Here is a 26,520-nt window from a genome sequence, read left to right on the forward strand (position 1 = left end):
TGCTGGGCGCACGTAAAAAGGGCAGTGCGGCTGATGTGCACTGTCCTTTTATTGTACAGTTAAATCCAATAGGTACTTGGCAAATCCCCCATTTGAAGGCCCAAGATACTTGATGTCTGCGAACTGCTTAGCAAATTTTTGAGCAGTGGGTGATGAGTCAAAAACAGCCGTCGCAGTCCCGTTGAATTTTGCAATCGACCAATTGCTGTCAGCAGATGGACTAACCGTTTCGTTTTCTTGAATATAATCCTTTAGAATTTCACGAGTTTCATCTGGACCATTAAATATAACTTTCCCTTTGCTTACTCCCGGAAATGTTTTGCTTCCAGCCCGGTAATTATTCGTAGCAACAATGAACTTCTGGTCCGGCGTGACCGGTTTACCTTGATAAGTGAGATTAACAATCCGGCTGGAATTCGGGTGAATTAATTTATTATTGTAATCATATTTAGCAGGCTTGGTCACATCTATTTGGTACTTCACTCCATCCATCACATCAAAATTATAGGAACGGAAATGGGGATTGATTAGCTGCTGCTCCCCAGGTTGTGCAGGGTTAATCTCATTGAACAATCCAGCACTCATTTCGAGCCATTCTTTTAGCTGTTCCCCATTGATTAGCACCGCCTGAAGCATATTTGGGTATACATATAAATCTGCGATATTTTTAATCGCTAATGTGCCAGCAGGGATATCCGTATAATAACTGGGACCGCCGCGTCCGCCTGCTTTAAAGGGAGAGGCTGCCGAAAGAATCGGTATCCCGGCAAATTTACTGTAAGCGGGATCTTTTAGTTTTTCCGTTAAGTAATTCATTTGAGCATTATTAATAATTTGTACGGCCGGATCATCTTGAACAAGGGCAAAATAGCTGAAAATCGGAGTTGTTGTTTCGCCAACTGGCTGATTCACATAGTCAATCGTCGCCTGATGCTCAGGGAAAATTTCCTTCAGAATATCCTTATCGGCCGGAACATGTGATTTCCCCTTTTCTTCAGCAATCGGCCAAACCATACTTTTCCCATCCACAACGGACCATTTGCCCTGTTTCTTTTGGAGATTTAAATCAATGATTCCCAAATGGCTGCCAAAGGTCCCCGCCATGACAACGGGCTTTCCTTGGATTGTTCCTTTTTCAAGATTGGTATGAGGCAAATCTTTATATAACGGTCCAGGAAACAGATTGTGAGAGTGGCCGGATAGAATAGCATCGATTCCGTCAAGCTGTGCCAAATAGTAGGCGGCGTTTTCCATATCAGGCTCATAGGGCTCGCTGCTGATTCCGGTGTGGGCCAGAGCCACAATTACGTCTGCGCCTTCCTTTTTCATCATAGGAATATACTTTTTCGCAGTCTCTACAATCGGTTTGACCGTGATGTTCCCCTCTAGGTTGGATTTATCCCACTCCATGATTTGCGGAGGGACAAAACCAATGATGCCAACTTTGATTGTGTGTTCTCGGCCTCGATTGTCAACCACAGTTTTATTTAAAATGACATAGGGGACAAAATATGGTTCGTCCTGCGTGACCTGGTAAACATTCGCATTAACCACCGGCATTTTTGCCCCTTCAATTACCCGATTTAAAAAATCGAGGCCGTAATTAAATTCGTGATTACCGACCGTTACGGCATCGTACCCCAAGCGGTCCAAAGCCCGAAAAACGGGATGTGTCTCACCCTTTTTCAATCCTTTTACTTTGACCATATAGTCGCCTAAAGGGTTGCCCTGTATATTGTCTCCATTATCAAATAATAGGGAATTGAGTACCTCTTCCCGGGCATGCTTAATGAGTGAGGCTGTCTTTGCCAGTCCCAAATTTTGCGCCTCTTTTGTTTGATAATAATCGTAATTGGCCAAATGACCATGAATATCGGTGGTTTCTAGTAAACGTAACTGTATCACAGGTTCCCCCTCTTCCGCTGCAGTCCGCAATCGAGGCATTTGGACTTCCAATATGATGCCGGCCAGCATCAATGATACGAATAGAGTAATTATTTTTCTCAGCAAACCTGTAGCCTCCCTTATCCGTGACCATTAAATGAATATATTATCTGCAGAAAAACTGATAATATGAGTTCGATTAGGGAAAAATACAAGCTTACTATTGAGAAGTGGCCTTGGAATAAAGCAGGTTTTAGTCACGCGAACCTCAAGGACATAATTGTATTGTCTTTTAAACCGCCCTTATCAAGGACTGTTCCATCTAATTTCTCTTCTTTTTGTTTTTAAGACACCTTATGAAAGACATTTTCATTATGAATTCCACTCTTTTTGTCCTTCATCCCCCTATGAAAGACAGTTTGATTCAAATTTCACCTCAAACTGTCCTTCATGCCATCTCGCGGGAAGTCTTCGTGTCTCTCCTCTAGAGCGCGAACTACTTCCTATCAAACAGGCTATAGATAATGGGGATAATAAACAGAGTAAGAAAGGTACTGCTGATTAAGCCGCCTATCACGGTCAATGCCATTGGCTGGTTTATTTCGGTGCCTTCTCCGATTCCAAGTGCAAGCGGGATTAAACCTAGGATGGTGGTTAACGCCGTCATCAAAATTGGTCTAGCCCGGTCCTTTACGGAAACGACGATTGCCTCTATCTTGTCCATCCCACCCGCTCTCCTCTGATTGATATAATCAACAATCACAATCGCATTATTTACCACAATGCCAGCCAGGACGATTGCACCAATTATGACCGTAAGACTGATGGGACTTTGAGTGATGGTCAGAGCAGCCGCCACTCCTATTATCATTAAAGGAACAGTAAACATGATGACAAATGGATATTTTAACGATTCAAACTGCGCTGCCATAACAAGATAAACGAAGACGATGGCTAAAATGAACGCTAAAATTAAATCGTCTATGGATGAATCGAGCAGCTCCCGTTCCCCGCTAAATATCACATCAGACCCTTCTGGAAGACTCAGCTTGGCAATTTCTTTGTCTACTTGCTTTGCCATATCCCCCAAGTTGGTAGTAGCTTTGTATTTTAATGTGAACTGTACTGCCGGTTGCTGATTAATTCTCTGGATATCAACAGGGCCGCTTTTCTGCTTAATATCAGCCACTTCCGCTAAACGAATAAAGCTTCCGTCTGGCCTTTGAATCAGCAGTCCCTTTAGCTGTTCTAAATTGCTGGTGATATTCCGGTCATACTCGACAAAGACACTAAATATTTCTCCTTCCTTTGTTACCATCTGGGTGGCCCTAGCCCCGCGGGTAGCGTCATTTACCATCATGGCAATTTGGGCCGGGAACAACCCATTAACCAACGCTTTTTCCCGGTCAACCGTCACTTGGACCTCGTCCACTTTTTCCATTAAATCAGTCGATAATTCATTGACTTCACCGAGATCCTTTAATGCTTGATAAATTTTATTCACCGATTGTTTTAATCGCTGTTCGTTTGTGTCACGGACACTAAAGCTAAGGGTATTAGGATGTGCGCCCGTTGTCGATTGCAGGTTGAAAGATAGCTTCGACGTTTTATTAGCTTGACTAGCAACGGTTGTTAATTCGTTTTTCACCTCGTCAACAAAGGCGAAGGTCGATCTCCTCCGGTTGTCCAAGTCTTTCATTTTCACATAAAGCTCAGCAACATTTGTCTTGGTGGTCCCCCTGAAGCTTGCTTCCTGAGTGGTTCCAATCAGACTGACATAGGTGTCTACCTCTGGCTCATTCTTTAACACTTTTTCAAGAGCTGCTATAACTTTGTCTGTTTCTGAAAGGGCAGCCCCGTTTTCTAGCTTCACTCTGACACTAAAGAATCCTTCATCCATGTTCGGCAAGAACTGCCTCCCTACTGTTGTTAACCCATAGCAGCTAACAGCTAACAATATAACGGTAACAACTAATACTGGAGTTCGGGATTTTAGGGCCCAACGGACTGATTTTTCCAGCCGCTTTTGCCAACTGTTCTTTTGCCGTCTATTTTCACGGATTAAGATTGGTTTTTTTAACAAACGGCTGGCAAGCATAGGCACCACTGTTAATGCGACGAATAACGAGGCCAATAAGCTAAACGAGATGGTCATGGCAAACTCGGTAAATAACTCACCAATAATCCCGGTGATAAAGACAACAGGTAAAAATACCACCACTGTTGTTAACGTGGAAGCTGTAATGGCAGCCCCTACTTCCTTTGTGCCGCTCTTTGCTGCCTCCTGCGGGGATTTCCCCATGGAAAGATGCCGGTAAATGTTCTCAATCACGACAATTGAATTATCAACCAGCATTCCAATCCCAAGGGCCAATCCGCCAAGCGTCATAATATTCAAAGTGAATTTGGCAAAATACATCAGCACAAACGTAACAATGACCGAATAAGGGATTGCAATACCAATTATCAGGGGGCTGGTGATATTTTTCAAAAAAAGGAACAGGATCACCATCGCCAAAATTCCGCCCACAATTAACGAATCAGAGATGTTGCCGATTGCCATGCGAATATAATCACCTTGCTCAAACAATATTTCCGACTGAATCGTCTTATATTTATCTTTTTCTAAAAGTTCATGTAAACGTCGGCTGAATTCCTTGGACACGGCTGCCGTATTGGCCTCTGACTGCTGGAGAACACTCAGCAGCACAGAAGGCATCTGATTGGTTCGGGTGATTGTCCGGTCGTCAGCCTTTGTTATTTCAATCTGGCTGACGTCTGCCAATTCAAAAGGCAGGCCCGTCATGGGGTTGTAACCGACTGTCAACTCCTTTAAATTGGCAAGGGAATCAATGGTTGAGACAATGCGAGTTGTCAGTTCTTTTCCTTCTGTTAAAATGGTATCGCCCGGTAGTGAAATGTTATTGGCCTGAATTCTTTTCACAACATCAGCTTGACTGAGTTGGTAACTGCGCAGCTTCTCTTGGTCTAATGCGACCCGGACCTTTTGAACGGTGGTCCCGGAAAGATTAACGCTTGCGACTCCTCTCACCTTGTTCAGTTCGAGCTTGAGTTGTTCCGCCAACTCTCTTAAAGCTTGCTCATCCTGCTGAGATTGAAGCGACAGTTGAATAATCGGGAATTGGGATGGGTCAAATTTTAGAAACCGCGGCTTGCCCACATCCTCAGGCAGTATGGTCATGTCAAGCCTTTGCAAAACTTCATCCTGCACTTCCTCAATATCTGTGGACCAGGAAAACTGTAAAATAATCAAATTGGCGCCTTCCTGTGATGTCGATGTCATCGTTTTAATTCCAGGGAGGGTGGCCAAACTTCTCTCTAACGGTTTGGTTACTTTCTCCACTATCTCTTTGGGGCTGCCACCAGGATAGGTGGTGACGACCACTCCGACAGGTGGGCTGATTTCAGGGATCAGCTTCATCGGTATGTTTATTAGGGAAACTGCTCCCAAAATGACCGCGAGTAACATGGTAACCAAAGTAAAAACAGGCCGTTTAATTGAAAAATGACTGATGTTTATGGGAATCCCCCCTCATGGGCAAATAAAATCGTTTCTTGTAAAAATCTTACATATTACTATATAAAACCTGTGGAGCAGAAACAAGTTAACGCATGGGATTGAAAGCTATTCAGATGAAGGTCTTTTAGATTCATAAGGACAAAATTCTTTAATCTCTGGTTCACTTTGATTTCATGGCGGCTTCATGAGGACAAAAACCTCTAAAATCCAGCTTACTTTGTCTTGATAGCGGCAAATTCTTTCATCGCGAATCTTGTCTTTTAAAACAAAAAAACTCCGAATATGGACGGAGTTTTTTTCAAATATATTATTGGATCAGCTGGTTTAAAGATAAGTTATTAATCTAAAGTATGTTTATATTACTAGTGCGTCGCAAATGCCAATCCAAACAAGGCCCCTTTTATTTTGTTCCTCATCCTAAATCCACCTTTTTTATTTCTATTATGGCCTCCCTAACTGCTCATGACTAGCATAGAAAATGGATAAGCTATAATTACCTATTGAAATTTTAATCATTAGCGAATATTATTATAAAGTTGAATTAATAATGTTCGTGTTTTGGAGGAACTGTTATGTTTAGGCTGCAAGAAAATCAAACTAGCATAAAAACCGAAGTCCTTGCTGGAATTACCACCTTTTTTACGATGGTTTATATTGTTGTCGTCAATCCTGTGATCCTATCCGATGCAGGTGTACCGTTTAACCAGGTGTTTACCGCTACAATTATCGCCTCTGTAGTAGGAACACTGTGGATGGCTTTATTTGCTAATTATCCGATCGCCATTGCACCAGGTATGGGGCTCAATGCCTATTTTACCTACTCTGTTGTTGGGGCTCATCAGGGAATTAGTTATCAAACTGCATTTGCTGCTGTATTTGTGGCTGGCCTTATTTTTGTCATTTTGTCATTAACTCCCCTTAGAGAAAAATTAATCGAAGCAATTCCGGAAAATTTAAAATATGGGATTACTGCCGGAATTGGTTTATTTATCGCTTTTATTAGCTTACGCTTAACGAAAATTATTGTCGCTGACCCAAGTAACCTTGTGAAACTGGGCAACCTTCATGAGAAATCGGTGGTACTAACCATTGTTGGCTTGGCCATCACTCTCATTCTAATGTCGTTTCGAGTGAACGGGGCCTTATTTTTTGGCATGATCGTTACTGGTATTATCGCCTTTTTCACAGGGCAAATTCACTTCAAGGAAGGATTTGTCGCCCTGCCCTCTCTACCTGAGGGGCTTATGATTGCTAATCCATTTACCGCTTTAACAGACGTAGTGCATTACAGTCTGTATGCGGTGGTATTTTCCTTTATTTTAGTTACCATTTTTGACACAACCGGAACAATGGTCGGTGTTGCCAATCAAGCTGGGTTAATGAAAGGGGATAAGTTGCCACGGGCCCGCCATGCCTTACTTTCTGACTCGATTGCAACAGCGGTTGGGGCCATGTTTGGGACAAGTCCAACAACTGCTTTTATTGAGTCAACATCGGGTGTAGCGGCAGGCGGACGAACTGGCCTCACATCGCTGACCGTCGCTGCCCTGTTTATCCTATCCGCGTTCTTTGGGCCGCTTGTAAGTGCTGTTTCAGGAATATCAGCGATCACGGCACCTGCTTTGATTATTGTCGGCAGTCTGATGATGGGCAGCATTGCCAAAATACGCTGGAATGAGCTGGATGAAGCTTTCCCTGCTTTCTTAACCATCTTAAGCATGCCGCTTACTTCCAGTATTTCTACAGGAATTGCACTCGGTTTTATCAGCTATCCGCTTTTGAAGACAGCCAGAGGAAAATGGCGTGAAGTCCACCTGCTTGTTTGGGTGTTTGCGGTTCTATTCTTTATTCAATTAGCATTTTTACAGGGTTAATTGAAAAAGCCAGGCGGGTGGCCTGGCTTTTTCTATTTATTATAGTCCCACATGATTTTCCAGTCCCCTTTTTCTTTGACAAGATAGATTTCTTGCTCCAAATCAAAGTGACCGTATTTACCTTTATAGGTTTGTCTGACCAATACTTTATAAACATTTTTCAGAACAGGTGCTGTTTTTTCCATTCTCCATGTTTTGATTTTTTCCGGCTTTTCGAGCGTATAGGAAAAGGTTTCTACGCCAAAATGATTCATAAACACGTGTGCCCGATCTTGAATGTAGTTACTTTTTGTGAATTTCTTTTTCATGGAGGAGTGAAATAGCTCCCAAGAGTTTGCAAAATCACCTTCCTGCTCATATTGATAAAATTGGCCGACAACCTCCTCAGCAGCCTTACCGGAAGTGGCAAATATCCACATCACAGCTATAAAAATCACAATAAGGATCAATACTCCCATTAGCAGCCGTTTAAATGGAGTTGATTTTTTCCGCATATTCATCCCCTTTAACTCTATGTATACCATAAGGATATGAAAGGACCTGTTTAAATAGTAGTCCACAAAAAAACACCTTGGCCCAAAACACAGCCAAGATGTTTATTTTTTAAAAAAGTATCGTTTAGTAGCGTTGGTTTTGATGCCAGTTCCAAGCATCCGCAATGATTTTTTCTAAATTCCGCTGGGCTTTCCAGCCAAGTTCGGAATAAATTTTATCGGATGAAGCAACAAGTCTTGCAGGGTCGCCGGCACGACGGTCGGCCATTTCCACGTTTGCTTGTTTACCGGTGACTTTTTCACAGGTTTCAATAACCTCTTTCACCGAGTACCCAAGGCCATTTCCAAGATTGTAGACCTCAGCAGTTTTCTTTTCGGACAGGAGTGCTTCTAAGGCGAGAATATGGGCGGATGCTAAATCCGTGACATGGATATAATCGCGGATGCAAGTCCCATCTTCAGTAGGGTAATCTGAACCAAACACCGAAATCTTATCTCTTTGTCCCAGCAGTTGCTGCAGGATAATTGGGATTAGGTGGGTTTCTGGATTATGGCTTTCCCCAATCACTCCAGACTCATGCGCACCCGCTGCGTTAAAGTACCGGAGAATCACATAATGTAATCCATAGGCTTTTGAAAAGTCTGAAAGGATTTGCTCAACCATGAGCTTAGAATGCCCATACGGATTAATGGGAGCAGTAGGAGTTGTTTCATCGATGATATCTACGCTTGGGATCCCATAGGTAGCGGCGGTAGATGAGAAAATAAAGTTCTTCACCTTAAATTTAGTCATAACCTTTAATAGAGTTAAAGTGGCCGCTACGTTATTTTGATAATACTTCAACGGATCGACTACGGACTCTCCAACCAGGCTGTTGGCGGCAAAGTGCATGACTGCTTTTATCGGATAACTTTTAAAAATCATATCCAGATCTTCTTCATTACCAAGATCACCTTTGACAAAAATCGCCCGGCTGTCAACAGATTCCCGATGACCAGTAGATAAATTGTCTAAAACGACTACTTCTTCTTTTTCGACTAATTCCTTAACAAGATGGCTGCCAATGTAGCCGGCACCGCCGACAACTAATATCATGCTTCATTTCCCCTTAGTTAAGATTCACTTTCCTACAGTATTATAACACTTTCATAAAGAAGCTGCTCACATGATACAATAATAAAAATTCCCCGTGCTACAAATAATTGGCAATTAATCTTTTAGTGGTATTTTACTAAAAAAAGAGGAATCGATAGACCTAGAACTACTAAGGTGTCGAATGAATAGTATGACAAGGACCATCTAATACCGCATTATTTTAATTGATGCTTGTAAATAAGGAATTGGAGGAGATGAAATGAAAATTTATTTAGATCCAGGTCATGGTGGCGCGGATCCAGGTGCCCAAGGTAATGGACTAAATGAAAAAGATATTACACTGGACATTGCGCTGCGTTTACAGGCCATTTTAGTCAACAACTATGAAAACGTACAGGTTAGAATGAGCCGTACAACTGATGCAACTGTTAGCTTAGGGCAACGAACGAATGACGCCAATACATGGGGTGCTGACTTTTTCCTAGCAATTCACATCAATTCAGCCGGCAGTTCCGCCCGAGGGTATGAGGACTATATTTACAATGGGTTATCCGACTCGTCCAGAACAGCCAGAATTCAACAAACAATTCATGAAGAAGTCATAAAAACCATTCAGCTCCCAGACCGGGGCAGAAAGAAAGCAGATTTTCATGTTTTAAGGGAAACAAAAACAGATGCAGTCCTTACAGAAAGTGGGTTCATTACGAATCCAACTGATGCTGCCCTTATGAGTCAGCCACAATGGCGCCAAAGTGTCGCTCAAGGACATGCCAACGGGTTAGCCAGAGCTTTTAATCTTCAACTGAAGACAAATGTTGCACCTGCTCCCACTACATCGCCGGCGCAAAGCAGTCAACAGCAGCCCCCAGGTTCAAATGCGGGAACTCTGTTTAAAGTCATTTCTGGCTCTTTTCAATCAAGGGATCATGCTGACGAGCGCGTTTCAGAACTTCATTCAAGGGGCATTAACTCATTTGTGGACACGACTGTCATCAATGGTGCCACTTGGTACCGGGTTCAGACAGGAGCTTATGCTAATCGTGCCAATGCAGAATCTAAATTGACCGAACTTAGGAATGCAGGCTTTCAAGATGCCTTTATCGTTGCCGAAAAAGGGAACACGAGTGCACCAGCCAGCAGTACTGAACCGGCAGCGCCAACTCCAGAACCAGCAACTCCAGTAACCCCTGAACCCACTGAACCAAGTACTACTGTCCCTGAAACACCAACCACCGCAGCCCCTAGTGCGGATGAGCCCATGACACCGGTCACCCCATCTCCCGATAATGGCGGCAGTACCGCTAATAATGAGCTGCCAGTTAGTACTATTCTAGGTCCAACACTGCTGTCCCCGATGCAGATGGACCAATTTGCCAGACAGGTTAACCCGAATGCGCCTGCCTTAGCTAACTTTTATTTAACAATCGGTGAATATTATGGGATTCGAGGGGACGTGGCCTATGCCCAGGCCCTGCACGAGACGAACTTTTTCCGATTTACGGCAGTGGTCCAGCCAGGACAGAACAACTTTGCCGGAATAGGGGCAACTAACAGCAATAGTACGGGAGCTATTTTTGCTACACCGGAAGAGGGAGTCATTGCCCATTTGCAACATTTGTATGCTTATGCCACTACAGATCCAATGCCTAACCGGTATCCGCTTGTGGACCCGCGTTTTCATTTAGTAGCCCGGGGTTCTGCACCAACTTGGACTGACTTAAATGGAAAATGGGCTGTCCCCGGTACCACCTATGGTCAATCTATTTTAAATCTATATAGAAGAATGCTGGACTCAGCGATTGGGAATATGCAATCGGTACGAAATAGTATCACAAGTTAATAATGTATTGATTTAATTCATCCCCTTGATTTTTTACAATCTGCCTGTCTATAATTCTTGGCATCACAATAGAAATCGGAGCCATAGACAAGCCCGTACCAAAATATTTAATTATCTCCATAGACTAATAATAATATATAAGGGGATACGGGAAAAAGCCCAAGATACGTTGAACCCAATCGGTAAACTTGGTATCTGGATGCTTTACTGATTATTGAATTTTTATAAGCTTCTGCGCCGAGGAGGCTGCTCCCCGGCACGCCCGCGGGTTCGCTGAGCGACTGGAGCGGAAATCAACAGCCAAATTTAACATAGCCTTCAATAAAGATATTGGGAAACTTCAAGCAAAGTTAAGACGTATTTCCCCAGCCCCGTACTCCCGCAGGAGTCGAGCGCCTTCCGCTCCAATTAACAGAGTTAAAAAATCAACATTATCGTTTAACAGAGCCTTATTAAAAAAGAAGGCTGACTAAAGAAATTCATCCGTCACCATCGAAATCAATGGGAGCAGATCATTTCTTAACGTCAGCCACCTTTATGTATGTAAAGAACTTAAAAACCTTAAACCTTTTGCTGATTGAAAAATTGTCTGACCATTTCGATAGAAAGTCCCTGTTCTTTTGCTTCTAAAATCAGTGCGATCCATTCTTCGTCTAAAACCTCAGTTTCCACATTAGAAATAACCATCATCTCACCCCTATAATACAATCGGTCAGCCATCTTGCTTATTCTCCTTTCCTTTACCCCCGTGATTTTACATTTTTATCTTCATGTTTAAATACGACCAATTTACTATGTTTTCGCATTTTTTTAGGACTGTTTTCTTAATTAACCATGATGTCATTATTATATATAGTGCTTTTACATTAGGGTGTTGTAATTTGTCATCCTTCCATATTTTTCCCAACTTTTTTAATACAAATTTCAACAATTTTTTAACCTTCTTTGGGCGACTGATATAATACCCGCATAAAGGTAAAAGTCCCCGAATCATCTCGATTATGTAAACGAGTACTCTAAAAATTCATATTTTTAGGAATGTTTTCTAGTGACAGTATTGAAAAATAAATTTACAATCAACAATAGAACATTTTTAATCAAAGGAGAAAAACGGATGAAACTAACCAAACAGGAAATTGAAATTTTAAAAATATTGGAGGAAAATCATAGAATTTCTGTAGAAACGATTGCCTTAATGGCCGTGTGCAGTGAGGAAACCGTCAAAGAGACACTCAAGAAACTGGAAGACAGGAAAATCATTATCAGTTATCCTACGTTAATTGATTGGAGTAAGGTAGAGGGCCAGGAGACAATTGTGGCAATGATTGATGTGAAAGTGACTCCAAAACGGGGGGTTGGATTCGACGAGGTCGCAGAACGAATTGCCCGTTTTCCGGAGGTATCGTCCTTGTATTTAATGTCCGGTGCCTATGACTTATCGATTACGATAGAAGGAAAAACGATGCAGGAAATTGCTGCTTTTGTTTCCGAAAAGTTATCACCGATTGAAAATGTGGTTTCTACCACCACTCATTTCATGCTAAAAAAATACAAACACGATGGCGTGTTATTTGAAGATGGCGGCGATAAAGACCGAAGAATGGTGGTTACACCATGAAACAAGAGTATGTCCATTATTTGTCAGACACTGTGAAGGATCTCCAGCCATCGGGGATACGCAAGTTTTTTGACTTGGCTTCCAGCATGGAAGGCGTCATCTCATTGGGGGTCGGTGAGCCGGATTTCGTGACTCCGTGGAATGTCCGGGAAGCAGCCATTTTATCCTTAGAACAAGGGTTTACCTCCTATACAGCGAACCCTGGACTTTTGGAACTGCGGGAGGAAATCTCGAAATACTTGAACACCCGATTTTCGGTCGATTATCATCCAGCCGATCAAATTATCGTCACCATTGGAGCCAGCCAAGGTTTGGATTTGGCATTCCGGACGATTTTGAACCAAGACGATGAGGTGTTGATTGTGGAACCTGCTTTTGTTGCCTATGCCCCTTTGGTTAGCGTTGCCGGCGGGAAGCCCGTGGCGATTTCCACTTCTCCGGAAAACGGATTTAAAGTCACACCTGAACAAATTGAAGAAAAGATTACTGGCAGAACCAAAGCGATACTACTTAGTTCTCCCAACAATCCCACAGGCAGCACATTAAACAAACAGGAATTGGAGAAAATTGCTGAGATTGTTGAAAGGTACGATTTGCTAGTCGTTTCAGATGAAATTTATGCCGAATTGGTATATGAGGATGAACCCTATACAAGTTTTGCTGCTATTGATGGAATGTACGAACGGACGATTCTACTTAACGGGTTTTCCAAAGGTTTTGCCATGACCGGCTGGAGATTAGGGATTCTAGCAGCGCCCAAAGAATTGGTGGAGGTCATGTTAAAAATTTATCAGTACACGACGATGTGTGCCCCTCATATGCTGCAGCACGGTGCCATTGAGGCGCTTCGCAATGGCTATCATGAAGTGGAAGCCATGCGGGCGAGTTATCGGCGCAGGAGGAATTATATGGTGCAGATGTTGAATCAAATCGGTCTGTCGTGTCATAATCCCGGCGGGGCTTTCTATGTGTTCCCATCCATTCGGTCGACCGGCCTTACATCGGAGCAATTTGCTGAAGAGCTTCTTCGCGAAGAAAAGGTAGCGGTGGTCCCTGGTCATGTTTTCGGGGAAAGTGGAGAGGGCTATATACGCTGCTCCTACGCAACGTCAATGCCCCAACTGCAGGAAGCACTGAAACGGATGCAAAAGTTTATTAAAGCAAAGAGTCTTGTTTAAATAAAAGCATTTATGTATGTAAGAGAGGAAAGGTTGGCACCTTTTCCTCCTCAGCCTTCTGTTCTTTTTTCTTTTACCAATGGTGCCCATAGTGGTGATGATAGGGAAAATGGTGATGGTGATGATAGGGGAAACCATAACCTCCGTATCCACCAAAACCGCCATAACCATATGGAGAGCCATAGCCATAACCACCAGGGTAACCAAACCCGCCACCTAGGTAGCTATATCCACCAGGATAGCCGCCGTATCCACCGAGAAACGGAAACATACTTGCACCCACTTTCTTTTAATTCCTTACACTCTAGACATATGTAAAGGATAGAATAAAGGAGCTATTCCATTAAAAATTGGGCTAACGGAAACAACGTTTCGCCTCATGTATATACAAAAAACCGAAGGATTGGAATCCTTCGGCTTTTTCATATGAAGCCATTATTGAATTGAAGTTGGAATGGTTGTTTCTAGTGCAGCTTCATCTTCTGATACAGCTAAACCAGCGAGAACAGCTGATTGGTCTGCAGCATGTGCTTTTGCTGCGGTGCTAGCTTTTAAGCTTGCTTGAGCCGCTACTTTATTTTCAAAAGATGGGCTTACAGCTTCTGTTGCTTCAGCGGACTCTTCTGCTGTTTCTTCCTCTACTACTACATCAGTTGTCCCTAGCGCAGCGTCTAGACTCACTGTTGGTTCGGATTCTTCTTCGGCCGTGGCTTCTTCCGCAACAGCTTGGTTTGCATCCTCTTCTACAGTTGTTGTCCCTTCTGCTGGAGTTTTACTAGTGACAGCCTGTGTCTTTTCTTCAGTAGCTTCCTCGTTCACTGGCTCATTTACTGCTTCTTCAGCTGACTCAGTGCTTTCAACTTCGTCTTCCACAGCTACTGGTTCTTCTATTGGAGTTTCATCAGCAACTGTTGCAGTACCTTCTTCCACTGGCTCAATTACTGCTTCTTCGGCAGAATCAGTGCCAAAAAAGATAGCAGAGTTTTTATTGGCATGTGCTTTTGCCGTTTCACTTGCATAAGCACTGGCTTGGGAATTTGCTTTGTTTTCTGCAGATGGATTTACTTTTACTTCATTTTCATCTGAATCTTCTTCAGTAGCAGCCTGGTCTGCATCTTCGTCTACAGCTGCTGTTTCCTCATCTGAAGCTTCAACAGTGACCGCTTCAGTTGTTTCTTCCATAGTTTCTTCATTGGCCACTATGGCATCCTCTTCAGGCTCAGTTACTGCTTCTTCAGCAGACTCAGTGCCATAAAAGATGGCAGATTTTTTATTGGCATGTTCCTTTGCTGTTTCACTTGCATGAACACTGGCTTGGGAATTTGCTTTGTTTTCTGCAGATGGTTTTACATTTTCATCCTCATCGTCTGAATCCTCTACCACGGCCTCTGGCTCGTCGTCTTCATTTGTTTTGACAACGGCAGGAGTGTCGTAATTTTTAGAAGAATCATCGTCTTTGTCAGCATCCTCATCTTCTTGCTTAACCGGCTCTTTGGCTGCTACTTCTACAGCGGGTTGATCTTCAGCAACCGTTTCTTCCGCTTGAGCATCATCCTCTGTCACAGCTGGTTCTTGAGGTTCGACTGCTGGCTCTGTTACTTCTGGTGCTTCTGGTGCTTCAGTAACCACTTCAGGCTCTTGTGGTTCAGTTGCCACATTTGCTTCAGGGGTAACAGGCTCTTCCACTGCAGGCTGAGGAACTGGCGTTTTCTCTGTCTTTTCGCCCTTGCCCAGCACAGCAGAGTTTGGTGCAGCATGAAGCTTGGCTGTCTCGCTGGCATGCACACTCGCCTGCGATTTGCTGGCTTGCCCATTATTAGCCTGACCATTTGTGTTCACGTGTGATTGCGGTTGGGCTTTCCCCGCTGGTTGAACTGACGCAGGCGTATGGGCCTTTACCGCTTTTTCAGCTTGTACCGCATGAACTGCTTTTGCTTGACCCGGACCTGCTGCTTCCGTAAGCTGCCCACCGGCAAGAATTCCTACAGTTAATGCTCCAGCTAATGCAAAAGATTTTACAACAACATTTGGATTCAGATAGTGTTTCATTTTTTAATTCGCTCCTTTTTAAATGTGTTCCGTGACTTACCTGCGGGATACGCTATTTAAATAGGAGCTTTTTTGTGGCGGTGGCAATGGCGGTGCATTTACCCACTGGTTCGTTAACCATGCCTGCCGAGAATAGTAAAAATGCTCAAGTTGGCTGCCAAAATACTGGTCCGATACAAACCATTTATCGGTCACACTGCTCACACTTGAACTACCACTGAAGCGTTCATTGGGTGAACCGCCGCCGGAGGAGTTCGCCCGCTGGCTAGAATTCGTTGCCTGGTCATCCTTTGGAAGCTTGCTGGACTCCTCAGGATATTTGTTATCGTTCTGCGGTTGTTGAGACAGTGTATTGGCTGGTTTATCCACTTTAGTTTCCAATCGGATTGGGCCTTTCTCCTCCGATTTTACTTCCTTAGCGATTTCAGTCACGTCCTCTGCTTGACGTAAAGATAGGTCATCGTAAGTTTCTGCATCTTGTTTTTTAAAGTGCATTTGCTCTTCTACTTCCGTACCTTCATCCTTTACCACGTCTGTATTGGAAGTCTTCATGTCAGCCCTTCTTACCGCAGCCTGTGCATGTTCGTTCGCCTGTGGTGGCAGCTGATGCTCATTTGTCGCTGCTTTGTCGGGCGTAACACTAGGCTTAGCCGCATTGGCATATGGCTGTTTCTCCCCTTGATTACTTGAATTGACCTTGTTTGCGGCAGGGATTGTTTTTGGTGCGGCTTGTGCACTTTCCGATTTTGGCGAATGACCAGCTGGAGATACAGCATTTGAGATATTACTTGAATTACTAGGCTGCTTCATTACTTGAGAAGCTGCCTGAGGTTTATGAACCTCGTTTTTTTCAGCGAAGGCATTGTCAGGTAAAAACAAAGCTGCCCCAGCCATTAAACCTAATATAAGGAACTGGCGGTACTTCATCTTTTCACCTCCCCTCATGTTGAAGTTCTCGGGAAAAGATTCGAGAGATTTATACAGTTTTCGACCGCTTTTTTCACACTCAATGAAAACATTTCTTTTTGCCTGATTCATTTATGATGCTAAGTTCCCTTGTTTTTGGAAATTTTTAATAGATTCCGGGAAAAGCGGCACTTCAACCCCTTTCTATCAAATATGAATTGGTTATTCCTGTCGAAGGATTCCTGTTCTCACTGTCAGCCTTCACCTACTTCTGCAAACAGGATTTGCTATTGTTTAATAAAGAACCATTTACTCCAAGACTTTTAAAATATCTGGCAGGTCTTCGAACAGGTGCAGGACATAAAAGTTTATAAGATTTTTAAGGAGTGGTTAAAATGGACGTGCAAGGGAGTTTATTAGTTGGGTTATTGTGGGGAACATCCTTAAGTATCCCCTTATGGATTGCCTTATTCGGATGGATTAAAATTATCGTTTATTTATTTAGTTAAATTTTTCACTATAGTAGTCTATCTTTTGCCACTTCAAGTTATCATAATAATGATTCCTTCAAAGCACTTGTTAGAGCCTGTGATTTTGTAAATTAAGCTACAGAGTAGCTCGACCACAAAAGATATTTTTACCTACTTTTAAAAGAGCATGACAGAAAATAGTATTTCAGTATATAATCACATAGTGAAAAATCTATGAACAAGAGTATAAATAGAAAGACAATGTATCAGAAAAAGGGGAAAGATGAATGGCTAAAGATATCTGGCTAACACCTGAAGAAGTGATTGAGCGCAAACAACGAAAGAAGCTTTTGGTCAAAGGCTTTATCTTCCTTGGAACCATCCTTGCTAGTGCATTATTGACGATTATAGCAAACCAGCTTTAAACAGAAAGCCCTGGGATTTCCGGGGCTTTCTTGCTTCACTGGCCTCTTATATCGAATTGTCTAGATTTTGGCGCCAAGTATTGCATACTAAGCGCCATGATGATACCGGCAAGATCAAATCCTATATCAAACAATCTGCCATCCCTTGTAAAGAACAATTGAAGAATTTCAGTAAACATCGCGTAAGTAGTGGCAACGACAAAAATCAGGATTTTTGATTGCTTTTTCCTTTGTAGCAGCAAGGCAAATACGAAAAAAGCAAAGCTGTGGCCAATTTTTTGCTTAACAAATCCATTACTTACTTGTTCTGGCATAGGCGTAAATAAATCTGCCAAATCGGGGTGAGACTCCCAATGAAATTGAACTTCACCATAAGCGAGCAACTCTGAAAAACTGGCCGTGCAGGTCAAAACGAAAATTAACAGCATCCAAATTAAAATGGTAACACTTTTCATAACTCCTCCCCTTTCTGATAACCATCTTTGTCTATACGTAAAAGATATATACTATATGGTTCAACGCTTTACAGTAGTGGGGGACTGTCCCCCACCTAATTAATGCTTTAGTGTAGCGGAGAACTTCTCTATTTTTCTGTTTTGCTGGAATGATTTAGGATTTATTGGTAAAGTAGAGGTATCTGGAACTTCTTATAGGGGGATAGAGTGTGAGAAAAGTCTTGATGATAACGGCTATAGTTCTGGCTGTCTTGGCGAGTGGAAGTTTTGGAGTTTATAAGATTATGGATAATGCTTCCGGATATGAGGAGAAGCAGGAGGCTATACAGGCCGATACTACTACTGTCGATGATGCAGCTAAGAGACAGGAAGAAATAGAGAAACAGCAGACGGCTAAAATCGGCGGAATTCAATATGATATAGGGATTGATCAGTCAAGCTCCCAAAAAGCTGTCATCGAAGTCATGCATAAAATGACTCATCAAAAAGTGAAGGCGGAAGATAAGTGGGGCGCTATCCCGATGATTCCCGATACCATTAACAAAGTCTATGAGATTGTCAACAATAGTCAATTCGAGTTAAAAGAGGATTTACTAGGAATCCTTGATAAATGGAAGAATGGGAACTTCGCGAGTGTAGATACGGACCACAATTATTTTTGGCGGTACCAGGACGGCACCGTTGGCAAAGCCTATGGGATTATGAGTAAATCAGAGGAAAAAACGTTTGTCATCAATAACTATGGACAAGAATACTTAGCCGATATGGGCATTCAATAATACGTAGTAATCCGGAGACCATCCGGCACCTAATTCAATCGGCGCCGAATGGTCTTTTGTAAAATTCCCCCGTGATAAGCTCCCTCTGTTGCGGTTTAGTCCTGGACCATAAATTCCAATGTCCTCGCTAACCCCTGTTTATAAGGGGTACGCGGCAGCGGGCCAATCCAATTTTCATACTTTCCTCCATCCAACACCACCGGTTCCTCATTTAAATAGAACATCTCTATCACTTCCCTCATGCCTGCACTAAACAGGCCAAGGATTCGAATCATATTTTTGCTGACAATGGACACCTTTTGGTCATACCCTCGAATTTCCCTGAGCATTTCGATTAACTCGTCACCAGTCACGGCGCCATAGCTGGGAATGTTCCAGACTTGGCCATATGCTTCTTCATGCAGCGCTAGATTGACTAGGGCTTCGGCTGCATCAGGAGTATAAATGAATTCCTTGGCTATTTTAGGATTTCCAACGTATAATGCTTTTTTATTCTTCACTACATTCTTCAGCGTATAGTGAAGCAAGGTGTTTTCTGCATTTGGCCCATAAAAGTCAGGAAAATGGGCAAGGATAAATGGCACGCCGGAATCCTTTATTTTCGTTTCGATGTGGAGACGAATTTTCCCCTTTTTGGTATGCGGTTGTTTTGGCGTCGTTTCCACTACTCTCTTTCCTGCTTTTCCATAAGCGTATATATTATCCACGATAGCGAGCTTGACGGATTTTTCTTTTGCCACGGTTAAAATATTTGTTACCAAATTCTCTAGTCTGGCTTCCCACTGCTCATAAGGAATATTGGCGGCATGAAAGATGACATCTACCCCAGCTGCAGCCTCCCGAATATCATTGATTTGAAAAAGATCCCCTGACACAATGGATACATTGGAATCCGCTGCGAACAATCTTTCCAGCTTGGTTTTCGTTCTAGCAAAGGCTGTTACCTGAACTCCTCTGGACGATAAATCCTTCACAATCGAATACCCGATACCACCCGATGCACCTAATACTAATGCTTTTTTCAACCTAACTCTCCCCTTTCTCAATTTAATTGACCACTGGTCAATTACTCTAAAAAAAATCTGCTTAAATTAATTTTAATAAAAAATCCGCATGTGCCTCTGCAAGGTCCTTGACCTCTTCAAATCCATTTACATATCGGCAGTAATGCGTAACAAACCCATGTAGGGACAAAAATAATAACCAAATTTCCTGGACTTTTAACTTCTTACCGCTCAAACGCGCCACACTTTGAGCAAAGATTTCGTAGCTTCTATTTGGTCCTTGGTTTAATAAATTTCTTACTTCCTCATCCTTTGTTAAAAACATAATCTCATAGTGACTTTGATGGTTGAGCCCAAATTCAATGTAGGCGACCAAAATCTGCTTCAGTTTTTCCCTTTCATCCAGATCCTTGCCAAGCACCTCTTGAAGTCTCTGGTTTAGCAAAACAAAATGATCCTCCACTAACTCGTAAAAGAGTTCTGCCTTATTTTTAAAATGATAATAGAGGGTGCCATGACTGCAGCCAAGTTCTTTCGCAATCTGCCGCATGGAAACATGCTGGTAGCCTTTACTGACAAATAAATCTCTTGCGGCGTCCATAATCATATCTTGTGTTAATTCTTGCTGGACTGGTTTTCGCGGTGACATTTGCTGTATCCTCCTTATTGACCACTGGTCAATAAAATATTACCTTATATACCAATAAATGTAAACTCTTTTTTGTAATTGTTTTGCACTAAATAGTTGTTGCAGGGATTCCCCCTTCGTAGTAGTATATTTTTGGCAGATTAATAGTAATATTGTTGAATTTTTTTCATAAACAACTTTCAAATGGGGTGTGTATGGATGGCCTATCTAGATACCTTGCAAAAAATGATGGATGGTGAAGTGCCTCCCCCTCCCATCAGCCAATTTCTCGGCTTAAACTTGGTGGAAGCTGGCGAAGGACTAGTCATTTTTGAAATGGAGGCAACCGACGAGATGGATAATCCAATGGGTACTCTCCACGGGGGAATCCTTTGTGACCTGTCCGATGCAGCGATGGGATGTGCGTTTGCCACCACTTTGCCTGACAATGTTTCCTATACAACCGTTGAATTGAAGCTCAATTTCTTGAAACCAGCCTGGAATTCCAAGCTCCGTGCCGTAGGCAGAGTAATTAAAACAGGCAATACGACGGGTCTTGTAGAATGTCAGGTATTTGATTCTAAAGACAGTCTCGTGGCACACGCTACCAGCACCTGCATGATTTTAACCGGGGAAAACCGCATTGAACGGTAACACCTCCCCTTCCAACTTAACCAACTGGAGGAATTTGACTTGTATCAGTTTATCGGGAATTTAGTAAAAGCTCTTCTCCGTTGTTTCGGAAAAATACAGGTAGAAAACAAACACTATCTTCCGCAGTCCGGTCCCTATGTCATCGCTTGTACGCATACCGGATGGGTGGATATCCTCTACCTAGGGGTAACCCTCCTTCCTACTCCCATCCATTACATGGCCAAGAAGGAACTTTTTCAAACCAAGTTTATTGCTTGGTTTCTAGGAAAATTAAATGCCTTTCCGGTCGATCGGGCAAATCCTGGTCCAAGTGTTCTAAAAATCCCCCACCGGCTCTTGGCAAAAGGTGAAGTCGTAGGGATTTTTCCAACTGGAACTAGGACCACTGAACAAATGGCTCTCAAGCAAGGGGCAATTACGATAGCCCAGCGCGCCAAGGTCCCGATTATTCCGGCTGTCTATAGCGGGCCCAATAATTTTAGAGACCTGCTCTCACGCAAGAAGGCGAAACTTGTTTTCGGAGAGCCAATCATGATAACAGACACAACTAAAGAAGCCCGGGATATTTATAATCGAATGCTTGAGGAAAAAATGAAAGCTTTATAGTCCCAAGTTTATCATTAGTAAATCCCTATACATTTCCTAACAGGTCGTATGACAGCTGCGGCCTTTTTTATGTGAGTGAGAGTCATGATTGAACAATGTACAATTTTTTTGAACATCTGTGGTATGATTTTAGATGAAATTATATTAAAACCTGACAACTAGAGTCACAAGAGAAAGGGAGAAGTCATGAAACAGGAAGAACGTTCCGTATCGATTGGCCTGCCGCTGGCGATATCGATCATTGCTATATCGTTTTCAGCCATTTTTGTGAAATGGTCGGATGCTCCGGCATCGATATTAAGCATGTATCGAATGGCGATGGCAAGCTTTTTATTGCTTCCTATGGTGATTAAATACCGCCATGAATTTAAAAAAATAAGTAAACGCAACTGGCTGTTTTTATTTTTTTCTGGAATCTTTTTAGCTATGCATTTCGTTCTATGGTTTGGAAGCTTAAAACTCACAACAGTCGCTAGTTCAACCATTATTCTTGCTTTGCAGCCTGTTGTCTCTTTAATCGGAGGCTTTTTCTTATTTAAGGAACGCACAAATAGTGCTGTATTGGGAACCATGGGAATTGCCATTGTGGGTGCGGTTATGATTGGCTGGGGAGACCTTGCCCTAAGCAAAAATGCCATCCTTGGTGACTTATTATCGTTTTTTAGCGTGATTGCCGTGGTAGGATACTTATTGATTGGCCAAAGTGTCGTCAAAAAATTGTCGCACTGGATCTACAGCTTCTGTGTATTTTTCTTTGCTTCCATCGTACTTGGCCTGTTTAATTTATTTTCAGGGGTAGAATTTACCGGATACCCCGCAAAAGAGTGGGGCATTTTCCTATTATTAGCCATCGTGCCGACGATGAGTCATGTCATTAATAACTGGCTGCTAAATTATGTGAATGCGACCACGATTTCGATGAGCATTTTAGGAGAGCCTGTCGGAGCCTCCACATTAGCTTTCTTTTTGTTGAGTGAGAAGCTAACCATTTGGCAAATGGCCGGCGGCCTGCTCGTTTTAGTTGGTGTTTTTGCTTTTATCAATCAGCAGCAAAAAACAACCGCTCTTAAGGAAGCAGTTTAAATTTGATGATTAAACCCTCTTTGACCAAAGAGGGTTTTTTAGTTTTTGGTTCTGTTAAATCTGGGCTGTTGGTTTCCGCTCCAATCTACAGAGTTAAAAAAATCAATATTATCTTTTACCAGCGCCTAGTTTTTAAAAATAATTTTTGGAATAGTCACCCATGACTTTTTGCCCAGAAATTACATCAGGGAACATCGCATGGTTTTATTGAAATGAGCCACGATATGGATGTAGTACATTTTTCGAAGTAGTACATTTCAAGATGGAGGAGATTTCATGAAAAAACCCTTGCTAGGATTAGCGTTTACGATTTCCCTCATTGGTTTGACAGCTTGTAACGGGGACAATAACAATGACAACAATATCGCAAGAAATAACAACAACAACAATATGAACGTTAATACGGTTCGAAAAGCTAATCAAAATAATGGCAAATTGCGGTTGTCTACACTTGCGGAACGACGAGTGGAACGTATGGATGAAGTGGATGATGCCCGAGTAATCGTTCGCAACAATGATGCCTATGTGGCGGTTCGCCTTAAAGGCAATACTAAAAACGGAACTGCTGGAAATAACAATACGACCACCACAAATAATAGTGGTAATGCTTTAAACCTTGGTAATGGTGGAGACGCTAATCTAAACAATACCGGCCTAAGTGGCGGAACTACGACTGGAACTACAAATAACATGAATGGCAATATGACGAACAATAACACTGTAGGTCCTACTGGTTATGGTACCACTGGAAGTAATACCAATATGGCCGGTTATAACAATCAAACTGGGACAAATGGCACCAATGGAAACAACAATACCCTTGGAACAAATCAGGTGAATAACAACTTTAACCGCACTGGTACAGACCATCTGGATAACAACAATAATGGAACTAATAAAGGAGCTAACACTTATAGTGATATTTCTAATAAATTAGAACAACGGATTGCGGACCAAGTGCGCTCAGCTGATAAAAGCATTCACAAAGTGTACGTTTCTTATGATACAAATTTTTATAACAGAATGGGTAATTTCACAAACAATCTAACTAATGGGCGGAATGGTGACGGCCTGTTGGATGATTTTGGAGATACCGTTCGCCGCTTTTTCCGTTAAAGAATAGTAAGGGGGCATCGTGCCCCCTTTCTTTGCTGTTAATTAACGGTTTAAAATTTGATTAAACCAGTTGCTTTGGTTTTTTGGCTGACTTTTTTGAGACACTGCCTGCAGCGATGCCATATTATTGATGATTCCACTGCCGTAATAAGGTTCTGTGCCTGGTTGTGCTTTCTGTGTGTGATTCCTCATAACGTCTATCACTTCGGTATTTTTTAGCTTGGGATTGATGGAACGAATCAGTCCAGCGAGAGCAGTGACATGGGGTGCCGCCATCGATGTCCCAGAAAGCGATGCGTATTCCCCTTGTAAATAGGTGCTTGGGATATCGACCCCTGGTGCTGCAATATCAATGTAATCACCATAATTGGAAAATTCAGCTCGTTTTCCATTCCAGTCAACCGCCGCAACCCCAAGAACTCCCTGGTAGGCTGCAGGATAACTGGGCTGGTTGGTATTATCATTTCCAGCAGCTGCAATCACCACTACATCCTTACTAAGTGCATAGCTGATTGCGTCTTCTAAAAGTGACGATGATTGATAATTTCCCAGGCTTAGGTTAATCACATTGGCCCCGTGGTCAACCGCCCAGCGGATTCCTTCTGCTACGTCGAAAGAGCCTCCTGAACCGTCTGAATTCATGACTTTTATAGGAATGATCGGGTTATTCCACGTGATGCCGGCTACTCCCTCCCCGTTGTTTGTATTAGAGGCGATGATGCCGGCAACATGTGTGCCATGGCCGTTATCATCCTCTGGATTGTCATTATCGTCTACCGCATTGTAGCCAGGCAATAATTTTCCAGCAAGATCTGGGTGATCAAGGTCTACTCCCGTATCCACTACGGCAATTTTGACATCCTTGGACCCGCGCGTAAAATTCCAGCCATCTTCCGTGCTAATGGCCGGCAGGTTCCATTGATAACCACTGTAATAAGTATCGTTTATCTCGTTTGGCAGGTAGATGTAATGGGGTTCGGTAAATTCGACGGATTCCAGCCCGTTAAAGTAATCCATTAACTTTTCTGGTGATTGGCTCTGGGATCTAAAGATAATAGCAAAATCATGTTTTTCTTTTACCACACCGTCAATATCGGTTAAGATTTTTTGCAGGCCTTCATCACTTGGCGCGTTTTTAAAATGGACAATGACCTCGTTGTCATAATAATGACTTTTATCTTGATGGTTATGGTGGATAATTTTTACGGTAGGGGTACTGTTTAGCTTCATTTTTAAGTTGTCATTGGCTCTGATACTATCTACTTTGCGGATAGAGTGCTGATTTTGCTGTAAGTTTTGGACTTGGGTTAGTTTGTTTTCTGTCCTGCTGCGGGTTTGGATTGGATCTTCAGAGTCCCGGTATGGCTTGATTGCAAAAACTGCGATTAAAATGAGTGCTGCTGCCGCAGCGCCGATGATCCATTTATGCTTCATGTTTACACCTCGAGTTTCTTCTTCTATTAATGAGAATGACATGAGCCCACAAGGCTTTATCTTCTGGTGGATTTTAGTAATATTCATTTGAGCACTTCAAATTGTATTCTTACAATAGCCGTTTTTCGCCTAGATAATGTATCAAAAAGAATGTTTTTACGTGTATAAAATAGGGAAGTCTTAAAATGTTTATGGAGTCATTAACCGGTCTGGAATGGGGAATAGTATGGAGGATGAAAAAACGAGGTGATTTTAACGATGAAACACGATGAGCCGAGGGATTATATAACGGTAGAAGATGAGCAGGGCAACCAAAAAGACTATGCCATTGAGGCCCTTTTCGATATGGAACAAGAATCCTATGCCCTACTCAAAAATGAAGAAGAAACTATTGTCATGAAGATTGAAGGAGAAGAAGGGAACCAATTCCTAGTCGGAATCAACAACCCCGAAAAAACCGAAGCAGTCCTAGACGCCTACCAAATCGCCGTAGAAAACGCACCTGCGGAATAAAAAGAATTGAAAAGAACTGGGGACAGTCCCCCGGTGCATCACCACATTAAACTAGCGGGGGCCTGTCCCCCAGCACGTTAACACAATAAAGTCACAGAAGCTGTCCCTTATTCTTTGTTTGGTATTTGCCAGTCGATTTCTTGTTTGCCTATTTTCCGGAGAAAGGCATTAGTCCGGGAAAAGGGCTTGCTGCCGAAGAAGCCGTTGTTAGCGGAGAAGGGACTAGGATGGGCAGATTTAATGATGAAGTGCTGCGGCGAGGTGATCAACTGCTGTTTTTGTTGAGCGAACTTACCCCATAGGATAAACACAACCGGAGTCTCCCGCTGGTTCAATGTTTCAATAATTCTGTCCGTAAATTGTTCCCATCCTAGGCCTTTATGGGAGTTAGGAGTGCCCGCCTGTACAGTTAGCACAGCGTTTAGCAGCAACACCCCCTGCTTAGTCCACTTCACCAGAGAGCCATGATTAGGAATGTAACATCCCAAGTCACTTTGTAATTCTTTATAAATATTTTTCAATGATGGCGGGATGGTCACACCAGGTTTAACAGAAAAACTTAAACCCTGAGCTTGTCCAGGTCCATGGTAAGGATCCTGCCCGATAATCACCACTTTTGTATTCTCGTAAGAAGTATAATGGAGTGCATTAAAAATATCGTACATATCTGGATAGATTACCTTTGTTTGATATTCTTTCTTTAGAGCCTCTCTTAACCTTTGATAGTAGGGTTGTTTGAACTCATTTTCTAATAGCTGAGCCCAATCATTTTTTAAAATAGCCATTGCTTGCCACACTCATTTCCTAAGTTGCTGAATATCACTATTATAAAAATGTATCCCCCCATGTATCAATAGAATAGCTCAGTGTTTA

The 26,520-nt window shown here is 42.5% G+C and carries 24 protein-coding genes; 11 read left to right on the forward strand and 13 right to left on the reverse strand.

Features of this window, described 5'->3' with window-relative positions:
* Positions 1-48: 48 nt before the first annotated feature.
* Together BN2425_RS18730 and BN2425_RS18735 are read right to left on the reverse strand one after the other, a co-directional pair.
* On the reverse strand, positions 49-2,010 hold the full coding sequence (locus BN2425_RS18730) for a bifunctional 2',3'-cyclic-nucleotide 2'-phosphodiesterase/3'-nucleotidase (RefSeq protein ID WP_052352963.1): 1,962 nt from the start codon (positions 2,008-2,010) through the stop codon (positions 49-51).
* Between the two features lie 370 nt (positions 2,011-2,380).
* Positions 2,381-5,425 carry an efflux RND transporter permease subunit gene (locus tag BN2425_RS18735; RefSeq protein ID WP_042462672.1) on the reverse strand — a complete coding sequence of 1,015 codons (3,045 nt, stop codon included), beginning with the start codon at positions 5,423-5,425 and terminating at the stop codon, positions 2,381-2,383.
* Between the two features lie 572 nt (positions 5,426-5,997).
* Here BN2425_RS18735 and BN2425_RS18740 point away from each other — a divergent pair.
* Complete coding sequence (locus BN2425_RS18740) at positions 5,998-7,299, forward strand: NCS2 family permease (protein WP_042462675.1); 1,302 nt, start codon at positions 5,998-6,000, stop codon at positions 7,297-7,299.
* A gap of 32 nt (positions 7,300-7,331) precedes the next feature.
* Here the strand turns inward: BN2425_RS18740 and BN2425_RS18745 are convergent, their stop codons facing one another.
* Positions 7,332-7,793, reverse strand: coding sequence for a hypothetical protein (locus BN2425_RS18745; protein WP_042462678.1), 462 nt, complete (start codon positions 7,791-7,793; stop codon positions 7,332-7,334).
* A gap of 124 nt (positions 7,794-7,917) precedes the next feature.
* Positions 7,918-8,889 carry a UDP-glucose 4-epimerase GalE gene (galE, locus tag BN2425_RS18750; protein WP_042462681.1) on the reverse strand — a complete coding sequence of 324 codons (972 nt, stop codon included), beginning with the start codon at positions 8,887-8,889 and terminating at the stop codon, positions 7,918-7,920.
* 259 nt (positions 8,890-9,148) lie between these two features.
* Here galE and BN2425_RS23475 point away from each other — a divergent pair, with 259 nt between their 5' ends.
* Positions 9,149-10,729, forward strand: a complete 1,581-nt coding sequence (locus tag BN2425_RS23475; protein ID WP_042462683.1) for an N-acetylmuramoyl-L-alanine amidase — start codon at positions 9,149-9,151, stop codon at positions 10,727-10,729.
* 561 nt (positions 10,730-11,290) lie between these two features.
* Here BN2425_RS23475 and BN2425_RS18760 read toward each other — a convergent pair.
* Positions 11,291-11,449, reverse strand: coding sequence for an anti-repressor SinI family protein (locus BN2425_RS18760; protein ID WP_319922089.1), 159 nt, complete (start codon positions 11,447-11,449; stop codon positions 11,291-11,293).
* 394 nt (positions 11,450-11,843) lie between these two features.
* Between BN2425_RS18760 and BN2425_RS18765 the strand changes: the two genes are divergently transcribed.
* Both BN2425_RS18765 and BN2425_RS18770 read left to right on the forward strand, forming a co-directional pair.
* Positions 11,844-12,347 (forward strand): Lrp/AsnC family transcriptional regulator, encoded by a 504-nt coding sequence (locus tag BN2425_RS18765; protein WP_042462686.1) that lies wholly within the window; start codon positions 11,844-11,846, stop codon positions 12,345-12,347.
* The gene (locus BN2425_RS18770) at positions 12,344-13,525 is read left to right on the forward strand and encodes an aminotransferase (protein WP_042462689.1); all 1,182 of its coding nucleotides are present in this window, start codon (positions 12,344-12,346) and stop codon (positions 13,523-13,525) included. Before BN2425_RS18765 ends, BN2425_RS18770 begins: the two co-directional genes overlap by 4 nt.
* Before the next feature lie 73 nt (positions 13,526-13,598).
* On the opposite strand, the gene BN2425_RS18775 is transcribed toward BN2425_RS18770, so the two are convergent.
* The 3 genes from BN2425_RS18775 to BN2425_RS18785 form a co-directional block, all read right to left on the reverse strand.
* Positions 13,599-13,808 (reverse strand): hypothetical protein, encoded by a 210-nt coding sequence (locus tag BN2425_RS18775; RefSeq protein ID WP_042462692.1) that lies wholly within the window; start codon positions 13,806-13,808, stop codon positions 13,599-13,601.
* A 152-nt stretch (positions 13,809-13,960) separates the two neighbouring features.
* Complete coding sequence (locus tag BN2425_RS18780) at positions 13,961-15,574, reverse strand: hypothetical protein (protein WP_042462693.1); 1,614 nt, start codon at positions 15,572-15,574, stop codon at positions 13,961-13,963.
* Positions 15,575-15,610: 36 nt separating this feature from the next.
* Positions 15,611-16,501, reverse strand: a complete 891-nt coding sequence (locus BN2425_RS18785) for a hypothetical protein (protein ID WP_042462696.1) — start codon at positions 16,499-16,501, stop codon at positions 15,611-15,613.
* A 736-nt stretch (positions 16,502-17,237) separates the two neighbouring features.
* On the opposite strand from BN2425_RS18785, the gene BN2425_RS22625 reads away from it, so the two are divergent.
* The gene (locus BN2425_RS22625) at positions 17,238-17,375 is read left to right on the forward strand and encodes a hypothetical protein (RefSeq protein ID WP_154663555.1); all 138 of its coding nucleotides are present in this window, start codon (positions 17,238-17,240) and stop codon (positions 17,373-17,375) included.
* Between the two features lie 35 nt (positions 17,376-17,410).
* Here the strand turns inward: BN2425_RS22625 and BN2425_RS18790 are convergent, their stop codons facing one another.
* Complete coding sequence (locus BN2425_RS18790; protein WP_042462698.1) at positions 17,411-17,830, reverse strand: VanZ family protein; 420 nt, start codon at positions 17,828-17,830, stop codon at positions 17,411-17,413.
* A 209-nt stretch (positions 17,831-18,039) separates the two neighbouring features.
* Between BN2425_RS18790 and BN2425_RS18795 the strand changes: the two genes are divergently transcribed.
* A complete protein-coding gene (locus tag BN2425_RS18795) occupies positions 18,040-18,609 on the forward strand; it encodes a DUF6241 domain-containing protein (RefSeq protein ID WP_042462701.1) in 570 nt (189 codons plus the stop codon).
* Positions 18,610-18,704: 95 nt separating this feature from the next.
* On the opposite strand, the gene BN2425_RS18800 is transcribed toward BN2425_RS18795, so the two are convergent.
* A complete protein-coding gene (locus BN2425_RS18800) occupies positions 18,705-19,634 on the reverse strand; it encodes an SDR family NAD(P)-dependent oxidoreductase (protein ID WP_042462704.1) in 930 nt (309 codons plus the stop codon).
* Between the two features lie 61 nt (positions 19,635-19,695).
* Complete coding sequence (locus BN2425_RS18805) at positions 19,696-20,262, reverse strand: TetR/AcrR family transcriptional regulator (RefSeq protein ID WP_042462706.1); 567 nt, start codon at positions 20,260-20,262, stop codon at positions 19,696-19,698.
* Between the two features lie 198 nt (positions 20,263-20,460).
* Between BN2425_RS18805 and BN2425_RS18810 the strand changes: the two genes are divergently transcribed.
* From BN2425_RS18810 to BN2425_RS18825, 4 genes are all read left to right on the forward strand, one after another.
* On the forward strand, positions 20,461-20,895 hold the full coding sequence (locus BN2425_RS18810) for a PaaI family thioesterase (RefSeq protein WP_042462708.1): 435 nt from the start codon (positions 20,461-20,463) through the stop codon (positions 20,893-20,895).
* A 39-nt stretch (positions 20,896-20,934) separates the two neighbouring features.
* Positions 20,935-21,501: a lysophospholipid acyltransferase family protein gene (locus BN2425_RS18815; RefSeq protein WP_042462710.1), complete on the forward strand. Its 567-nt coding sequence runs from the start codon at positions 20,935-20,937 to the stop codon at positions 21,499-21,501.
* Between the two features lie 186 nt (positions 21,502-21,687).
* Complete coding sequence (locus BN2425_RS18820; RefSeq protein ID WP_042462713.1) at positions 21,688-22,584, forward strand: DMT family transporter; 897 nt, start codon at positions 21,688-21,690, stop codon at positions 22,582-22,584.
* 276 nt (positions 22,585-22,860) lie between these two features.
* Positions 22,861-23,700 (forward strand): YhcN/YlaJ family sporulation lipoprotein, encoded by an 840-nt coding sequence (locus BN2425_RS18825; protein ID WP_042462715.1) that lies wholly within the window; start codon positions 22,861-22,863, stop codon positions 23,698-23,700.
* 42 nt (positions 23,701-23,742) lie between these two features.
* On the opposite strand, the gene BN2425_RS18830 is transcribed toward BN2425_RS18825, so the two are convergent.
* The gene (locus BN2425_RS18830) at positions 23,743-25,134 is read right to left on the reverse strand and encodes a S8 family peptidase (protein WP_042462717.1); all 1,392 of its coding nucleotides are present in this window, start codon (positions 25,132-25,134) and stop codon (positions 23,743-23,745) included.
* Positions 25,135-25,392: 258 nt separating this feature from the next.
* Here BN2425_RS18830 and BN2425_RS18835 point away from each other — a divergent pair, with 258 nt between their 5' ends.
* Complete coding sequence (locus BN2425_RS18835) at positions 25,393-25,647, forward strand: DUF1292 domain-containing protein (RefSeq protein ID WP_042462719.1); 255 nt, start codon at positions 25,393-25,395, stop codon at positions 25,645-25,647.
* A 107-nt stretch (positions 25,648-25,754) separates the two neighbouring features.
* On the opposite strand, the gene BN2425_RS18840 is transcribed toward BN2425_RS18835, so the two are convergent.
* Positions 25,755-26,432 (reverse strand): uracil-DNA glycosylase, encoded by a 678-nt coding sequence (locus BN2425_RS18840; RefSeq protein WP_042462721.1) that lies wholly within the window; start codon positions 26,430-26,432, stop codon positions 25,755-25,757.
* Positions 26,433-26,520 lie beyond the last annotated feature (88 nt).

The organism is Neobacillus dielmonensis, from assembly GCF_000612665.1.
In the GTDB taxonomy this organism is placed as follows: domain Bacteria; phylum Bacillota; class Bacilli; order Bacillales; family Cytobacillaceae; genus Neobacillus; species Neobacillus dielmonensis.

Bases quoted from the DNA above. Each gene is read 5' to 3' on its own strand.
- BN2425_RS22625 (WP_154663555.1), top strand. From the start codon at position 17,238: ATGGCTAAAGATATCTGGCTAACACCTGAAGAAGTGATTGAGCGCAAA.
- BN2425_RS18740 (WP_042462675.1), top strand. From the start codon at position 5,998: ATGTTTAGGCTGCAAGAAAATCAAACTAGCATAAAAACCGAAGTCCTT.
- BN2425_RS18810 (WP_042462708.1), top strand. From the start codon at position 20,461: ATGGCCTATCTAGATACCTTGCAAAAAATGATGGATGGTGAAGTGCCT.
- BN2425_RS18760 (WP_319922089.1), bottom strand. From the start codon at position 11,449: ATGGCTGACCGATTGTATTATAGGGGTGAGATGATGGTTATTTCTAAT.
- BN2425_RS18765 (WP_042462686.1), top strand. From the start codon at position 11,844: ATGAAACTAACCAAACAGGAAATTGAAATTTTAAAAATATTGGAGGAA.
- BN2425_RS18830 (WP_042462717.1), bottom strand. From the start codon at position 25,134: ATGAAGCATAAATGGATCATCGGCGCTGCGGCAGCAGCACTCATTTTA.
- BN2425_RS18770 (WP_042462689.1), top strand. From the start codon at position 12,344: ATGAAACAAGAGTATGTCCATTATTTGTCAGACACTGTGAAGGATCTC.
- BN2425_RS18805 (WP_042462706.1), bottom strand. From the start codon at position 20,262: ATGTCACCGCGAAAACCAGTCCAGCAAGAATTAACACAAGATATGATT.
- BN2425_RS18825 (WP_042462715.1), top strand. From the start codon at position 22,861: ATGAAAAAACCCTTGCTAGGATTAGCGTTTACGATTTCCCTCATTGGT.
- BN2425_RS18785 (WP_042462696.1), bottom strand. From the start codon at position 16,501: ATGAAGTACCGCCAGTTCCTTATATTAGGTTTAATGGCTGGGGCAGCT.
- BN2425_RS23475 (WP_042462683.1), top strand. From the start codon at position 9,149: ATGAAAATTTATTTAGATCCAGGTCATGGTGGCGCGGATCCAGGTGCC.
- BN2425_RS18835 (WP_042462719.1), top strand. From the start codon at position 25,393: ATGAAACACGATGAGCCGAGGGATTATATAACGGTAGAAGATGAGCAG.
- BN2425_RS18840 (WP_042462721.1), bottom strand. From the start codon at position 26,432: ATGGCTATTTTAAAAAATGATTGGGCTCAGCTATTAGAAAATGAGTTC.
- BN2425_RS18790 (WP_042462698.1), bottom strand. From the start codon at position 17,830: ATGAAAAGTGTTACCATTTTAATTTGGATGCTGTTAATTTTCGTTTTG.
- galE (WP_042462681.1), bottom strand. From the start codon at position 8,889: ATGATATTAGTTGTCGGCGGTGCCGGCTACATTGGCAGCCATCTTGTT.
- BN2425_RS18820 (WP_042462713.1), top strand. From the start codon at position 21,688: ATGAAACAGGAAGAACGTTCCGTATCGATTGGCCTGCCGCTGGCGATA.
- BN2425_RS18780 (WP_042462693.1), bottom strand. From the start codon at position 15,574: ATGAAACACTATCTGAATCCAAATGTTGTTGTAAAATCTTTTGCATTA.
- BN2425_RS18745 (WP_042462678.1), bottom strand. From the start codon at position 7,793: ATGCGGAAAAAATCAACTCCATTTAAACGGCTGCTAATGGGAGTATTG.